Source organism: uncultured Microbacterium sp., from assembly GCF_947488465.1.
In the GTDB taxonomy this organism is placed as follows: Bacteria; Actinomycetota; Actinomycetes; order Actinomycetales; family Microbacteriaceae; genus Microbacterium.
The window spans coordinates 181,681-196,337 of the sequence record NZ_CANKZA010000005.1 but is presented as its reverse complement, the minus strand read 5'-3'; the positions used below and the strand labels follow the sequence as shown (position 1 = coordinate 196,337).

The following is a 14,657-nucleotide window of genomic DNA, read 5'->3' as shown; positions in this document are numbered from 1 at the left end:
CGCCGCACCCCTCGAAGAGATCGAGGAGGTCACTCGCGACAGCCTAGCGGCCCGCGGGAGGGGTACGGCCTTCCTGCGCGCTGTCGCCCAGCGCCTGCTCGAGCCGGTCGATCTTCGCGTCGAGCTCTCCGGTGTATCCGGGACGGATATCGGCCTTCAGCACGAGCGAGACGCGCGATCCGAACGGAAGGACAGCGTCGGTGGCCGCCTTGACCACGGCGAAGACCTCATCCCACTCCCCCTCGATCTCGGTGAACATCGAGGTGGTCCGGTGGGCCAGTCCCGACGCGCGGACGACGGCGACGGCCGCCGCGACGGCGTCGTGCACCGACCCGTCGGAGCGGCCGGTACCGGAGGGGGCGACGGAGAAGGCGATCAGCATGGGAGCTCCCGAGGGGTGTCAGCGGACGAGGACGTGTGCCGGGGCGGCGCGCCCCACCGGCGAGCGCATCAGCCGGACGAGGCGGGCCAGCATCCACACGAAGATCACGACGAGGATCGCGTTGCGGAGGGTCAGGATCACGACCGGGACGAGCGCCGGGGCGAGGATGCCGGTGTACAGCAACGGGTAGACGAGTTGGGTGAGCAGCGCCACTGCCAGGGCAACCGTGCCCGGCACCGCCCAGCGGCGCCGGTCGATGACGAGCCCCAGCGCGATCGGCGGGATCAGCCAGCACAGGTACTGCGGTGAACCGACCTTGTTGAACACGATCAGCCCGCTCACGAGCGCGAGCGACAGCGCCGGGAAGAGCGACACGAATCGCGCGCCACGCGCGGCAGCCCACGCGCCGAGAACACCGACGGCGGCCATCGCGATCACGAGGATCGGTGTCATCGCGGCGATCACCGGGTCGATGCCGGCCCCCGTGACCTGGAACGTCACGATCCCGGGGTCCCAGTACACCCAGAAGCCTTCGAGTCCGTGGAGCGCGCCCCACAGGTACGGCGCACTCACGACGGCCTCAACCTGCAAGCCCCGGTCGCTCTGCTCCGTGAGGAACCCGAAGGCGTGCGCTCCCCCGCCCGCGGCGACGATCGCCAGCATGGTGAGCGTCGAGACCACGACCGCCCCGCCGACCAGCGCGCTCCGGCGACGGACGGCCACGACCGCGGCGAACAACACCGCGGCCGGCCACACTTTCATCCAGGTGGCCGCCGCGAGCAGGATCGATGCTGCCCATGGCCTCCCGACGAGCCACAGACAGGCCATCATCACGAGCGGCACGGTGACCCCGTCGAGGCGGTAGAGCCCGACGGGGCCGAGCACGGCGATGTAGGCAAGCCAGAACCAGGCCGCCGTCGTCCGGCCCACCGAATGGCCCGACCCCACCAGGACGACGAAGGCGACGGCATCCACGAGGGTCACGAGGATCGCCCACCCGACGATGTACCCGGAGATCCCGGAGAACGCGTGGGCCAGGATCATCGGCACGATCGCGAGTTGCGGATACACCCACTCCTCGGAGATCCCGACCATTCCGCCGCCGGCGAGCGCCTGGGTCGACCACGGTTCGTAGACGTTGTAGACATCGCCCATCGGCTGATTCGGCAGGAGGAATCCGAGCCACGCGACGCCGAGGTGGACCACGGCGAACGCGATCCACAGCACAGCTCGCCTCGACACGCTCCCATCCTAGAGAGCGCGTCACTCACGCCCGACGGGCGGCGAGCACTCCCCCGATGACGGATGCCACGGCTTCGGCGACCTCCACCGCCACGAGCGGACCTCCCGCGTGCGCCGCCGATGCGGCGGCGCCGGCGCGACCGTGCACCCACGCGGCGCTGGCCGCACACGCGAACGGATCGTCGCCGCCGGCCAGGAGGGTCCCGAGGATCCCCGCCAGCACATCACCGGTCCCGGCGGTCGACAGCCACGGGACCCCGGTCGTCACGGTGCGCTGTGCGCCGTCCGGTGCGGTGATGATCGTGGTCGCTCCCTTCAGCAGCACGACAGCATCCAGGTGCGCGGCCGTATCCCGCGCCGCCGCGCGGCGATCGGGGATGTCGGCCAGGCCGATCTGGGTGCGCAGCGCCGCGTGTTCGCGATCATGGGGAGTGAGCACGAGCGGCGCCGTAGCGGCGATGGCGAGATCGAGCGCGCCGGCATCCACGACGACGGGAACGTCCCCGGCGAGTACGGCATGCAGGGCCGCCGTCTCCTCCGCACCGCGCTGCACGGCATCGGTCCCCGAACCGATCACCCATGCCTGGACGCGACCGTCCGCCGTCACGGTCTCGGGACGGCGCGCGAGCACGAGATCCCGGGCCGGGCCGAGATAGCGGACCATGCCCGCGCCGGCCCGCCAGGCCGCCTCGACTCCCAGGACCGCGGCCCCCGGGTACCGCGCCGATCCGGTGCGGAGCCCCACGACCCCTCGGGAATACTTGTCGTCGTCGTCGGTTGGTTCACGCAGGAGCACGGCGACATCCGCCGGCGTCCACTCGGTGTCCACAGTCATGGCGCCACCCTAGCGATCCGAACCGGAGCACACGATGAGCCTGCTGCTGAGCCCCTACGACCTGGCCGGGCGCACGGTCCGAAACCGCCTGTGGGTCGCGCCGATGTGTCAGTACTCCGCGATCGACGGCGTTCCGAACGACTGGCATCACGTGCACCTCGCGCAGTTCGCCGCAGGCGGCGCCGGCGCCGTCATCGCGGAGGCCACCGCGGTGGTCGCCGAGGGCCGGATCTCTCCCGAAGATGTCGGGATCTGGACCGATGCCCAGCGGGATGCCTGGGTCCCGATCGTCGCGGCGATCCGTGCGCGCGGCGCGATCCCCGGCATCCAACTCGCCCACGCGGGACGGAAGGCCTCGACGTGGTCGCCGTTCGCCGGTGGACGGGGATCGGTCCCGGTCGCCGAGGGCGGATGGTCGACGCTCGCTCCGTCCGCGATCGCGTTCGAGGGGTACGCCGAGCCGAGCGCGCTCGACGAGGCGGGGATCGAGCGGATCATCGCCGCATTCGGCGACGCGGCGACCCGCTCCGTCGCCGCCGGGTTCGAGATCCTCGAACTCCACGCGGCGCACGGCTACCTGCTGCACCAGTTCCTCTCCCCCTTGTCGAACCAGCGCACCGATACCTATGGTGGGACCCTCGAAAACCGCGCGCGTCTCCTGCTGCGGGTCGTCGATGTGGTCCGTGCTGCCGCTCCGGATGCCGCGATTCTCGTCCGCTTCTCCGGCACCGATTGGGCTGAGGGCGGCTGGGACAGCGCTCAGACGGCGACCGTCGCCACCTGGGCCGCGGCGCGCGGCGCCGATTTCTTCGACATCTCCTCCGGCGGGCTGGTGGCCCACCAGAGCATCACGACCGGACCGGGTTACCAGGTCGCACTCGCCGCCGAGGTTCGCCGCGCGACGGGTCTTCCGGTGAGCGCCGTGGGCGAGATCACCTCCGGCCCGCAGGCCGAAGCGATCCTCGCGGCGGGCGACGCCGACATCATCTTGGCGGGCCGGGAATGGCTCCGCGATCCGCACTTCGCGTTGCGTGCTGCGACCGAGCTCGGCGAGCCTGCGGCCGCCCCCTGGCCGCCGCAGTACGTGCGGGCCCGCCCACACGCCTGAGCGCGGGGCGCGATCTGCCCGGTCTGCGGTGGCGGCCGGGCAGATCGCGTCACCTATCTTCCGAAATGGTGTCCGCGACGCGTCGCATCGTGGACCTCGCCCACGAGCTCCTCGATGATGTCCTCGAGGAACAACACGGCGGTGACCGAGCCGTCCGCTCCGCGCACCTGAGCGAGGTGCCGGCTGGAGCGCCGCATGAGCGCGAGCGCATCTTCGAGATCGGTCTGCTCGCCCACGGGCACCATGTGGTGGATGCGCTTGGGCTTGATGGGGGCGTTCGCGCGCTGGGCGCCATCGGGCCGCTCGGCGTCGCGGAGGATGTCCTTCAGGTGCACGTACCCCACGGGGGCGCCTTCGGCATCCACGATCACATAGCGTGAGAAACCGTGTTTGGCGACGGCTCGCTCGACGTCGTCCGGCGTCGTGCTCTCCGGCAGCGTCACCAGGTCCGACAGCGGCACCGCGATATCGCGGGCCTTCTTGTCGGTGAACTCGACCGCGGCCGCGACAGCGCCGGAGGCGTCGTTGAGGACTCCCTCGATGCGGGACTGGTTCACGATCGTGGCGACCTCGTCGAGCGTGAAGGTCGAGGCCGCCTCATCCTTCGGCTCCACACCCACGGCGCGCACGATGTGGTTGGCCACCCAGTTCAGGACAGCGATCACGGGGTGGAACAGCTTCGACACCCACATCAGCGGGGTCGCCAGCAGCAACACCGCGCGGTCCGGCATCGAGAACGCGAGGTTTTTGGGAATCATCTCGCCGAACACGACGTGGAGGTACGAGACGAGCACCAGGGCGATCGCGAACGCGACGCCACCGATCACAGGTTCGCTCCAGCCGGTGAGACCCAGCGGACCCTCCAGCAGGTGATGGATCGCCGGCTCGGAGACGTTCAGGATCAGCAGCGAGCAGATCGTGATGCCCAGCTGACACGTAGCCAGCATGAGCGTCGCATGCTCCATCGCCCAGAGCGCCGTCTTCGCTCCGCGGGATCCCCTCTCCACGAGCGGCTCGATCTGGGACCGACGCGCGGAGATCACCGCGAACTCGGCGCCGACGAAGAACGCGTTGAAGACCAGCAGCACGACGAGCCACGCAATTCCTGCCCAGTCGCTCATCGCACACCCCCCTCGTCATCGGCGCCGTCCGGCAGTGCGGCAGCCACGAACCTCACACGATCCACGCGACGCCCGTCGAGCCGTTGCACGGTGAGCGTGCCGTCCTCGATCTCGATGGCATCGCCGACGAGCGGAATGCGCTCGAGCGTCGACATGACGTATCCGCCGACCGTGTCGTAGACGTCACCCTCCGGAACACGGATGCCGGTGCGATCACGCAGCTCGTCCGGGCGCAGGTCGCCGGGGAAGACGACGCCGTCCGCGGTACGGACGATGCCGGCACGGTTGCGGTCGTGCTCATCGAGCACTTCCCCGACGATCTCCTCGACGAGGTCTTCCAGCGTGACGACACCGGCGGTGCCGCCGTACTCGTCGACGACGATCGCCATCTGGTAGCCGCGGGCGCGAAGCTCGGACATGACCGCATCGAGGTGCACGGCTTCGGGGACACGGAGGGGCTCTTCGGCGATCGCGGCTGCCGGCACGTCCGCGCGGCGGTCACGCGGCACGCTGATGGCCTGCTTCAGGTGGACGATCCCGGTGATGTCATCCATCGAGTCGTCGTAGACGGGGAACCTGCTGTGTCCGGTACGGCGGGCGAGTTGGATGACGTCCTCCACGCTGTCGCCGGCGGCGATCGCATGCACGCTCGGACGCGGCGTCATCACGTCCGCCGTCGTCAAGCGTGCGAAAGTGAGCGTCCGGTCCAGCAGAGATGCCGTGTCTTCCTCCAGCACACCGGCGCTGGCCGAGCGACGCACGAGGCTCGACAGTTCTTCCGCGGTGCGGGCGCCGGAGAGTTCCTCCTTGGGCTCGACGCCCATGCTGCGCAGCACGCCGTTCGCGCTGCCGTTGAGGACGACGATGGCCGGCTTGAACACCGTCGTGAAGGCCACCTGGAACGGCATGACGACCTTCGCGGTCTGTCGCGGCACCGCCAGCGCCAGATTCTTCGGCACGAGCTCACCGAGGATCATCGAGAAGATCGTGGCGACGGTGATCGCGACGACGGTGGAGATCGGGCTCACCGCCCCCTCCGGTACACCCCATCCGGTGAGGACGGGACGGAGCAGGTTCGAGATCGCCGGCTCCATCGTGTACCCGGTGAGAAGCGTCGTGAGCGTGATGCCCAACTGCGCGCTCGAGAGGTGCGTCGAGGTGATCCGCAGCGCCGAGATCGTCATCGACAGACGCGATTCACCGGCATTCCTGCGAGCTTCGAGGTCGGCACGGTCGAGATTCACCAGGGCGAACTCACTGGCGACGAAGAGACCGGTGCCGATTGTCAAGAGCAGCCCCACGCCCAACATGACGTAATCCATCACGCATCACCCCCGATCGTGCAGGGGAAGGGTCGGTGGGGCGAGCGTCTACTGGGAGGGTCGTCCATTATGCCGACAATTCTACGGCACGCGTGCGACCTTCGTCGCTCCGTGCTACCAGCTGACCGGAAGCGCTTTGCCCTCTTCGTATCCGGCGGCCGACTGCAGGCCGACGGTCGCACGCTCGTGGAATTCGGCCACCGTCGCCGCTCCCGCGTACGTGAACGAGGAACGCACACCGGACGTGATCATGTCGAGCAAGTCCTCCACCGACGGCCGCAACGGGTCGAGATAGATCTTCGACGACGAGATCCCCTCCGCGAACAATTCCTTGCGCGCGCGCTCGTAGGGGTCGAGGCGGCCGAAACGGCCGAGCACGGCCTTGGTCGACGCCATGCCCCACGACTCTTTGTACACGCGACCCTCCGGGTCGGTCTGCAGGTTTCCGGGCGCTTCGATCGTGCCGGCGAACCATGAGCCGATCATGACGGATGCGGCACCCGCCGCGAGGGCCAACGCCACATCACGGGGGTAGCGGATGCCACCGTCGGCCCAGACGTGCGCGCCGAGTTCTGCGGCGGCCTGCGCGGTCTCCCGCACGGCGGAGAACTGGGGGCGACCGACCGCGGTCATCATGCGAGTCGTGCACATCGCACCCGGGCCGACCCCGACCTTCAGGATCGTCGCGCCGGCGCCGACGAGGTCCTGCGCACCCTCGGCAGTGACGATGTTTCCCGCCGCGATCGGAATGCCGAGGTCGAGGTCGGCGACCGTGCGGAGCGCCCGCAGCATCCCCTCTTGATGTCCGTGAGCGGTGTCGACGACGAGCACATCGACCCCGGCCGAGGCGAGCGCGCGGGCTTTGGCGGCGACATCGCCGTTGATCCCGACGGCCGCGGCAACGATCAGTCGCCCGTTCGCATCCACGGCCGGTTGGTACAGAGTCGAGCGCAGCGCGGTGCGACGCGAGAGGGTACCCACCAGGAAACCGTGATGCAGGACGCACACAGTTTCGGCCTCCGCGGCGACGATGAGGTCGAACGCGTGCCGCGCGTCATCGACGTCGTCCGCATCGATGGATGCCGTCCGTCCGCGCACGATGTCGCCCAGCCGTGCGTCCGGGAGCGCCGTAGCCAGTCGGGTCGCCGCCACGATCCCGAGAATGTCATCGACGTGGATTCTCGCGTCCCGGGCGGTGGCGACGACGATGCCGTGACCTTCCGTGGCCGGAAGGAGCGTGGCCGCCTCGGCGACGGTCGCTTCCGGGCCCAGCACGATCGGGGTGTCCCACTGCGCCGGCTGCTCCTTCACCCAGCGGATCGCCGCGTCGATCTCCTGCAGGGGCATGTCCTGAGGGAGCACGGCGAGTCCGCCGCGGCGGGCGAGCGCGGCGGCCAGCCGCGGACCGGTGACGGAGTTCATGTTGCTGGCCACCAGCGGAATCGTCGCTGTCGTGCCGTCCCTCGGGGACAGGTCGACGTCGAGACGGCTGGTGACCTCCGACCGTCGGGGGACGAGGAAGACGTCCGAGTAGGTCAGGTCGACGGTGGGTTGCGAGCCGGAGAACTGCATATGTCCACGGTACTCGGGGTTCGAACCGAGGTAGCGGCCGGATTCCTGGGCTAACCTTGATAGCTGTGTGCGCGAGGGCTGGCAACGGTTCCGCACGATCTGAACTTCATCGATGAAAGCAGGCGCAACCGTGTCCAGTCAGGTGACCGGCGTGGGAACTTCCAGCGAGGGCGAATTCGGGGCCAACGAGTGGCTCGTCGCCGACATGTACGACCAGTTCACCCAGGACCGCAACTCGGTCGACAAGGCGTGGTGGCCTGTTCTCGAGGCGTATCAGCCAGAAGGCGAATCGGCCCCGGCCTCGGCAGCCCCCGCATCGCCCGCCGCCACGGAACCGCGCCCGGTGACCACACCCATCCCCGTGATCGGTGCGCCGCCGGTGGCCCGCACCACGGCACGTCCCGCCTCGCCGCAGCCTGTGCCCGCGCAGGCGCCGACCGTAGAGCCCACTGCGGCGCGCGACGCCGACGATGACGTCGTCACTCCGCTGCGCGGCATGCCCAAGACGCTCGCCGCGAACATGGACGAGTCGCTGACGGTTCCGACGGCGACGAGTGTGCGCACGGTCCCGGCCAAGCTCATGATCGACAACCGCATCGTGATCAACAACCACATGGGGCGCACCCGCGGCGGCAAGGTCAGCTTCACGCACCTCATCGGATGGGCCCTGATCCAAGCGCTCAAGGCGTTCCCCAGCCAGAACGTGTCCTACGCCGAGATCGACGGCAAGCCGTCCGTCGTCGCTCCGGCGCACATCAACCTCGGCATCGCGATCGATCTCCCCAAGCCGGACGGATCGCGCGCGCTCATGGTGCCCAGCATCAAGCGTGCGGAGTCGCTCTCGTTCAGCGAGTTCCTGTCGTCGTACGAAGACCTCGTCGCGCGCGCCCGGGGCAACAAGCTGACGGGCGCCGATTTCCAGGGAACCACGATCTCGCTGACGAACCCGGGCGGCATCGGCACGGTGCACTCGGTCCCCCGTCTCATGAAGGGGCAGGGCTGCATCGTCGGCGCCGGCGCCCTCGAGTACCCGGCCGAGTTCCAGGGCTCGAGCGAGAAGACGCTCGTGGAGCTCGGTATCGGAAAGACCATCACGCTCACCAGCACCTACGACCACCGGGTCATCCAGGGTGCCGGCTCGGGCGAGTTCCTCAAGATCGTCCACGAACTCCTCACCGGAGGCCGCGGCTTCTACGAGGGCATCTTCGCCGCGCTCCGCATCCCCTACGCGCCGATCCGCTGGGCAGGCGACATCAACGTCGACATCGCCGAGCGCGTCGACAAGACCGCGCGGGTCCAGGAGCTCATCAACTCGTTCCGCGTGCGAGGCCACCTGATGGCCGACATCGACCCGCTCGAGTACATGCAGCGGACGCACCCCGATCTCGAGATCGAGAACCACGGACTGACGTTCTGGGATCTCGACCGCGAGTTCGTGACGGGCGGATTCGGCGGCAAGCGGCTGATGAAGCTGCGCGAGATCCTCGGGGTGCTGCGCGACTCGTACTGCCGCACGATCGGCATCGAGTACATGCACATCCAGGACCCGGCCCAGCGCGCCTGGTTCCAGGCCAACGTCGAGGTCAAGTACCAGAAGCCCGGGCACGACGAACAGCTCCGCATCCTCGACAAGCTCAACCAGGCCGAAGCGTTCGAGACGTTCCTGCAGACCAAGTACGTCGGCCAGAAGCGCTTCAGCCTGGAGGGCGGCGAATCTCTCATCCCGCTCCTCGACGAGATCCTCCAGGGCGCGGCCGGTGCGCAGCTCGACGGCGCCGCGATCGGCATGGCCCACCGTGGGCGCTTGAACGTGCTCACCAACATCGCCGGCAAGACTTACAGCCAGATCTTCCGCGAGTTCGAGGGGTCGGTCGCGATCGGCTCCAAGAGCGGATCCGGCGACGTCAAGTACCACCTGGGTACCGAGGGCACGTTCGTCTCGGATGCCGGCCACGAACTCCCGATCTACCTCGCTGCGAACCCGTCCCACCTCGAGACCGTCGACGGGGTGCTGGAAGGCATCGTCCGCGCGAAGCAGGATCGGATGCCGATCGGTTCGTTCTCGTGGCTGCCGATCCTCGTCCACGGCGACGCGGCGTTCGCCGGTCAGGGCGTCGTGGTCGAGACGCTGCAGATGTCGCAGTTGCGCGGCTACCGCACGGGCGGCACGGTGCACGTGATCGTCAACAATCAGGTCGGTTTCACGACACTCCCCCAGGACGGTCGCACGTCGATCTATGCCACGGATGTCGCCAAGACGATCCAAGCTCCGATTTTCCACGTCAACGGCGATGACCCGGAGGCCGTGGCGCGCGTCGCCGAACTCGCTTTCCGGTACCGCCAGGACTTCCACCGCGACGTCATCGTTGATCTCGTCTGCTACCGCCGCCGCGGTCACAACGAGGGCGATGACCCCTCGATGACGCAGCCCCTCATGACGAATCTCATCGAGGCCAAGCGTTCGGTCCGGCGCCTGTACACCGAGTCTCTCGTCGGCCGCGGTGATATCACCGAAGAGGAATACGAGAACGCGAAGCAGGACTTCCAGAATCGCCTCGAGATCGCCTTCGCCGAAACGCACGCGGCAGAGACCGGTGCCACCGGCATCGTCTCCCCCATGACGGGTCCGATCGACGTCCCCGTCGGCGAGCCGGAAAGCACCGGCGTGGGAGCGGATGTGGTCCGTCAGATCGGCGACGCCTTCGTCAACAAGCCGGAGGGCTTCACGGTTCACACGAAGCTTCAGCAGCTGCTCGACAAGCGCAGCGACATGAGTCGCAACGGCAACGTCGATTGGGCCTTCGGCGAACTGCTCGCCTTCGGCTCGCTCCTCATGGAAGGCACGAATGTGCGCCTCGCGGGTCAAGATGCCCGCCGCGGTACGTTCGTCCAGCGTCACGCGGTGTTGCACGATCGCGCAAACGGCCAAGAGTGGCTTCCGCTGGCCAACCTCGGTGAGAATCAGGGCCGCATCTATGTCTACGACTCGCTGCTGAGCGAGTACGCGGCCATGGGCTTCGAGTACGGCTACTCCGTCGAGCGCCCCGACACCCTCACCCTGTGGGAGGCCCAGTTCGGTGACTTCGCCAACGGCGCCCAGTCCGTCGTCGACGAGTACATCTCGGCCGCCGAGCAGAAGTGGGGCCAGCAATCCGGTGTCGTGCTCCTCCTGCCGCACGGATATGAGGGCCAGGGCCCGGACCACTCGTCGGCGCGCATCGAGCGCTACCTGCAGATGTGCGCGCAGGACAACATGACGGTCGCTCGCCCGTCGACGCCGGCGTCGTATTTCCACCTCCTCCGTCGTCAGGCGTACGCGCGGCCCCGCCGTCCGCTGATCGTCTTCACACCGAAGGCGATGCTCCGCTTGCGCGGTGCGACGAGCAGCGTCGAGGACTTCGCCACGGGCCGCTTCGAGCCCGTGTTGAACGACTCCCGCGGGCTCGATGCGTCCGCCGTCACGCGCGTGCTCCTGCACTCGGGCAAGATCCACTGGGACCTCACGGCGGAGCTCGAGAAGAAGCCGAATCCTCAGGTCGCCCTCGTCCGGCTGGAGCAGCTGTACCCGGCACCGGTCGAACAGCTCAATGCGATCATCGACAGCTACCCGAACGCCGAGCTGGTCTGGGTCCAAGACGAGCCCGAGAACCAGGGTGCGTGGCCGTTCGTGGCTCTCGAGGTCGTGAAGCACCTCCACGGACGGACCATCCGCTGCGTCTCACGGGCGGCGGCGGCATCCACTGCGACGGGATCGCCCAAGGTGCACGCGCGCGAGCAGGCGGCCATCCTGGAAGCTGCGCTCACCGTCTGACCGCACCGCCGGACGACATGGACGTCGCGCTTCTCACCAACCCGGCTGCCCGCGCGGGTGCGCACACGGGCTCGGCAATGCGCGCCGCCGAGCGTCTCCGCGCGGCCGGCATCCGCGTCAGCATCATCTCCGGCGGGAGCGCGGCGGAATCTTCCGCTCTCCTGCGAGCGGCGCTGGAGGTGGGGGTGGATGCCGTCATGGTCGCCGGCGGCGACGGCACGGTTTCGCTGGCGATCCAGGAGCTGGCCGGGAGCGCGGTGCCGCTCGGGATCGTTCCGACCGGGACCGGCAATGATCTGGCGACGTCTCTCGGCATCCGCGACCTCGATGCCGACGCCGCGGCGGATGCCGTCATCTCCGGACGGACCCGCACGATCGATCTGGCTCGGGTCACCCGACCCGACGGATCGACCGTGCTCTACGGCACGGTGCTGGCGAGCGGTTTCGACTCGAAGGTCAACGATCGCGCGAACCGCATGACCTGGCCGCGCGGGCACCTGCGCTACACCATCGCGATCCTCGCGGAGTTCGTGCGTCTGCGCGGCATTCCGTTCGAGGTGGAACTGGACCTCGACAGCGGTGTCACCGAACGCGTGTCCGGCGACCATGTCATGGCGACTGTCGGCAACGGTCGCACCTACGGCGGTGGCATCCCGATCTGCCCGGACGCTGACCTCGAGGACGGACTCCTCGACGTGACGCTCGTCCGTCCCGCCGGCAGGCTCCGGCTTCTGCGCCTGCTCCCCCGTGTGTATCGGGGGACGCACACGTCGATTGCGCAGGTGTCGACGTTCCGTGTCCGCGCGGCGCAGTTGTCCTCACCGGGCGTGACTGCCTACGCGGACGGCGACCCGCTGGGCCCGCTTCCGCTGTCGATCGATGTGGCACCGAGCGCGCTCCGCGTCTTCACCGCGTAGCGTCAGTGGTGCGTGGCCTGCTCGCTCCGAAGACGCGAGAGAACCTGATCGCGCAACTCTTCGGGCGCGGTTTCCTTGCACGCACGCGCGATCACTGCGGTGAGCGTCGTCGCCACCAGGGCCTCATCGCGGCACGCCGGACAGTTGTCGAGGTGTTCGGTGATATCGGAGTGCTGCGTCTTGCAGACTTCGTGCCGCAGGTACTCTTCCAGGTCTTTGCGTGCTTTGTCGCAGCCGCAGTCACTCATGTCGCGCTCCTCGTGGCGGGCACATCGATGCCGCGCTCTCGTGCATAGTCGGCCAGCAGATCACGGAGCATGCGCCTGCCGCGGTGCAGGCGGCTCATGACCGTGCCGATCGGGGTTTTCATGATGTCCGCGATCTCTTGATACGCGAACCCTTCGACGTCGGCGAGATACACCGCCAGGCGGAAGTCTTCCGGAATCGACTGCAGCGCATCCTTCACGACGGATGCGGGCATGTGGTCGATCGCTTCGGCTTCGGCCGAGCGCGAGCTCGTGGCCGTCGTCGACTCGGCCCCGCCGAGCTGCCAGTCCTCGAGTTCGTCGATCGTGCCCTGGTAGGGCTCGCGCTGCTTTTTCCGGTAGGTGTTGATGTACGTGTTCGTGAGGATGCGGTACAGCCACGCTTTGAGGTTCGTGCCCTGCGTGAACGAGGACCACGACGCGAAGGCCTTCACGAAGGTCTCCTGGACGAGATCTGCCGCATCCGCGGGGTTGCGCGTCATCCGCATGCCCGCGGCGTACAACTGGTCCATGAACGGCAACGCTTGCTGCTCGAACTGGGCGCGGGGATCCGGTGTCTGCGAATCCGGCTGGGTCTGCGGGTCTGTTGCCGCCTGCTCTTCCATCACGCGCCAGTCTACGTCCGAGGGCTGCTCGAGCACCGGTGTCAGTGTCGTCGTCACGCGGGTCCTTTCGGGCAAGGTCGGAGGGGTTCGTTAGGGTAGAACCCGATGACCGCACCCGGGTATTCCCCAGACTCCTCCGAAGCCCTCGAACCGCTGCTCGCGGGAGGGCTCACGGGCGCGGACCGGCGCTGGCCGGCACCCGTCGCACCTGGCCCGCTGGAGGCGACCATCGCGGTCCCCGGATCGAAGTCACTCACGAACCGCAAGCTGGTCTTGGCCGCGATCGCGGACGGTCCCAGCACCCTGTCGGCGCCGCTGCACTCGGATGACTCGGCGCGCATGATCGATGCGCTGCGCGTGCTGGGCGTCGAGATCGAGGAGATCCCGGGAAGCGGGCAGTTCGGCCCCGACCTGCAGGTCACCCCACCCGCGCAGTTCCGTGGACACACGGTGATCGACTGCGGTCAAGCCGGAACCGTCATGCGGTTCATCGCCCCGATCGCGGGACTCGCGACCGGCGACGTCACCATCACCGCCCATCACACGGCCCTCCACCGTCCGATGGGCACCATGATCAAGGCGTTGCGTGAGATCGGCGCCGACATCGACGACGGCGGCTCGTGGTCGCTTCCGTTCACCGTGCGGGGTCGCGGGCACATCCGCGGCGGTGAAGTCACGATCGACGCGAGCAGCTCGAGCCAATTCGTCTCCGGCCTCCTGCTGGCCGCACCTCGTTTCGACGTCGGCTTGCACCTCATCCACTCCGGTGAACGCCTCCCTTCCCTCCCGCACATCGATATGACCGTCGAGACCCTCGCGCGCCGCGGCGTGCAGGTCGAACGTCCGTCGGCACACGAGTGGGTGGTTCCGGCGGGCACGCCGCGCGGGCGGGATGCGGCGATCGAACCCGACCTGTCCAACGCGGCACCGTTCCTCGCCGCCGCTCTCGTCTCCGGTGGCGTCGTCACGGTTCCGGGGTGGCCGGCGACCTCGACGCAACCCGGGGCACTGCTGCCGGAGATCCTGTCGCTGCTGGGGGCACGAACCTCGCGCCGAGGAGGCGCGCTCAGCGTCGCCGGGACCGGCCGCATCGCCGGGGTCGACCTCGATCTCACCGCCGCGAGCGAGCTGACCCCGACGCTGTTCGCGCTCGCGGCATTCGCCGATGCGCCGACGACCTTGCACGGCATCGGACACATCCGCGGTCACGAAACCGACCGCATCGCCGCACTCGTCGCGAATCTGCGCGCACTCGGCGGCGAGGCCGAGGAACTTCCCGACGGTATCCGTGTGGTTCCACGCCCTCTGCACGGCGGCGTGTGGCAGGCGCACCACGACCACCGCATCGCGACGGCGGGCGCGATCATCGGCCTCCGCGTGCCGGGGGTGGAGGTCGACGACATCGGGACGACCGCGAAGACCATGCCCGAGTTCCCGCAGCTGTGGCAGCGGCTCCTTACCGCGAGTAACTGAGCA

12 protein-coding genes are annotated in these 14,657 nt (G+C 68.5%); 4 read left to right on the top strand and 8 right to left on the bottom strand.

Going from position 1 to position 14,657, the window contains the following annotated elements; genetic code table 11:
- Positions 1 to 43: 43 nt before the first annotated feature.
- The 3 genes from Q0653_RS12115 to Q0653_RS12105 are packed head-to-tail and all read right to left on the bottom strand — an operon-like array spanning position 44 to position 2,459.
- Positions 44 to 382: a thiamine-binding protein gene (locus Q0653_RS12115; RefSeq protein ID WP_298743204.1), complete on the bottom strand. Its 339-nt coding sequence runs from the start codon at positions 380 to 382 to the stop codon at positions 44 to 46.
- Positions 383 to 400: 18 nt separating this feature from the next.
- Positions 401 to 1,624 (bottom strand): glycosyltransferase 87 family protein, encoded by a 1,224-nt coding sequence (locus Q0653_RS12110; protein ID WP_298944774.1) that lies wholly within the window; start codon positions 1,622 to 1,624, stop codon positions 401 to 403.
- A gap of 25 nt (positions 1,625 to 1,649) precedes the next feature.
- A complete protein-coding gene (locus Q0653_RS12105; RefSeq protein ID WP_298944773.1) occupies positions 1,650 to 2,459 on the bottom strand; it encodes an ADP/ATP-dependent (S)-NAD(P)H-hydrate dehydratase in 810 nt (269 codons plus the stop codon).
- Between the two features lie 34 nt (positions 2,460 to 2,493).
- Here Q0653_RS12105 and Q0653_RS12100 point away from each other — a divergent pair, with 34 nt between their 5' ends.
- Entirely contained in the window at positions 2,494 to 3,567 is a 1,074-nt protein-coding gene (locus Q0653_RS12100; protein ID WP_298944772.1) for an NADH:flavin oxidoreductase/NADH oxidase, read from the top strand.
- Between the two features lie 53 nt (positions 3,568 to 3,620).
- Here the strand turns inward: Q0653_RS12100 and Q0653_RS12095 are convergent, their stop codons facing one another.
- From Q0653_RS12095 to Q0653_RS12085, 3 genes are all read right to left on the bottom strand, one after another.
- Complete coding sequence (locus tag Q0653_RS12095; RefSeq protein WP_298743212.1) at positions 3,621 to 4,688, bottom strand: hemolysin family protein; 1,068 nt, start codon at positions 4,686 to 4,688, stop codon at positions 3,621 to 3,623.
- Positions 4,685 to 6,010 (bottom strand): hemolysin family protein, encoded by a 1,326-nt coding sequence (locus tag Q0653_RS12090; protein ID WP_298944859.1) that lies wholly within the window; start codon positions 6,008 to 6,010, stop codon positions 4,685 to 4,687. The genes Q0653_RS12095 and Q0653_RS12090 overlap by 4 nt, the downstream gene beginning before the upstream one ends.
- A 114-nt stretch (positions 6,011 to 6,124) precedes the next feature.
- Positions 6,125 to 7,582 (bottom strand): GuaB1 family IMP dehydrogenase-related protein, encoded by a 1,458-nt coding sequence (locus Q0653_RS12085; RefSeq protein WP_298944771.1) that lies wholly within the window; start codon positions 7,580 to 7,582, stop codon positions 6,125 to 6,127.
- A gap of 130 nt (positions 7,583 to 7,712) precedes the next feature.
- Here Q0653_RS12085 and Q0653_RS12080 point away from each other — a divergent pair, with 130 nt between their 5' ends.
- Both Q0653_RS12080 and Q0653_RS12075 read left to right on the top strand, forming a co-directional pair.
- Positions 7,713 to 11,393, top strand: a complete 3,681-nt coding sequence (locus tag Q0653_RS12080; protein ID WP_298944857.1) for a multifunctional oxoglutarate decarboxylase/oxoglutarate dehydrogenase thiamine pyrophosphate-binding subunit/dihydrolipoyllysine-residue succinyltransferase subunit — start codon at positions 7,713 to 7,715, stop codon at positions 11,391 to 11,393.
- 17 nt (positions 11,394 to 11,410) lie between these two features.
- Entirely contained in the window at positions 11,411 to 12,310 is a 900-nt protein-coding gene (locus Q0653_RS12075; RefSeq protein ID WP_298944770.1) for a diacylglycerol kinase, read from the top strand.
- 2 nt (positions 12,311 to 12,312) lie between these two features.
- On the opposite strand, the gene Q0653_RS12070 is transcribed toward Q0653_RS12075, so the two are convergent.
- Positions 12,313 to 12,558: a zf-HC2 domain-containing protein gene (locus tag Q0653_RS12070; RefSeq protein ID WP_298743218.1), complete on the bottom strand. Its 246-nt coding sequence runs from the start codon at positions 12,556 to 12,558 to the stop codon at positions 12,313 to 12,315.
- A complete protein-coding gene (locus Q0653_RS12065; protein WP_298743454.1) occupies positions 12,555 to 13,181 on the bottom strand; it encodes a sigma-70 family RNA polymerase sigma factor in 627 nt (208 codons plus the stop codon). The genes Q0653_RS12070 and Q0653_RS12065 overlap by 4 nt, the downstream gene beginning before the upstream one ends.
- 105 nt (positions 13,182 to 13,286) lie before the next feature.
- On the opposite strand from Q0653_RS12065, the gene aroA reads away from it, so the two are divergent.
- Entirely contained in the window at positions 13,287 to 14,654 is a 1,368-nt protein-coding gene (gene aroA / locus Q0653_RS12060) for a 3-phosphoshikimate 1-carboxyvinyltransferase (RefSeq protein ID WP_298944769.1), read from the top strand.
- Positions 14,655 to 14,657: the final 3 nt, after the last annotated feature.

Excerpts from the sequence above, each read along its gene's own strand:
- aroA (WP_298944769.1), top strand. The coding sequence starts at position 13,287 with ATGACCGCACCCGGGTATTCCCCAGACTCCTCCGAAGCCCTCGAACCG.
- Q0653_RS12115 (WP_298743204.1), bottom strand. The coding sequence starts at position 382 with ATGCTGATCGCCTTCTCCGTCGCCCCCTCCGGTACCGGCCGCTCCGAC.
- Q0653_RS12070 (WP_298743218.1), bottom strand. The coding sequence starts at position 12,558 with ATGAGTGACTGCGGCTGCGACAAAGCACGCAAAGACCTGGAAGAGTAC.
- Q0653_RS12105 (WP_298944773.1), bottom strand. The coding sequence starts at position 2,459 with ATGACTGTGGACACCGAGTGGACGCCGGCGGATGTCGCCGTGCTCCTG.
- Q0653_RS12065 (WP_298743454.1), bottom strand. The coding sequence starts at position 13,181 with ATGGAAGAGCAGGCGGCAACAGACCCGCAGACCCAGCCGGATTCGCAG.
- Q0653_RS12075 (WP_298944770.1), top strand. The coding sequence starts at position 11,411 with ATGGACGTCGCGCTTCTCACCAACCCGGCTGCCCGCGCGGGTGCGCAC.
- Q0653_RS12100 (WP_298944772.1), top strand. The coding sequence starts at position 2,494 with ATGAGCCTGCTGCTGAGCCCCTACGACCTGGCCGGGCGCACGGTCCGA.
- Q0653_RS12095 (WP_298743212.1), bottom strand. The coding sequence starts at position 4,688 with ATGAGCGACTGGGCAGGAATTGCGTGGCTCGTCGTGCTGCTGGTCTTC.
- Q0653_RS12085 (WP_298944771.1), bottom strand. The coding sequence starts at position 7,582 with ATGCAGTTCTCCGGCTCGCAACCCACCGTCGACCTGACCTACTCGGAC.
- Q0653_RS12090 (WP_298944859.1), bottom strand. The coding sequence starts at position 6,010 with ATGGATTACGTCATGTTGGGCGTGGGGCTGCTCTTGACAATCGGCACC.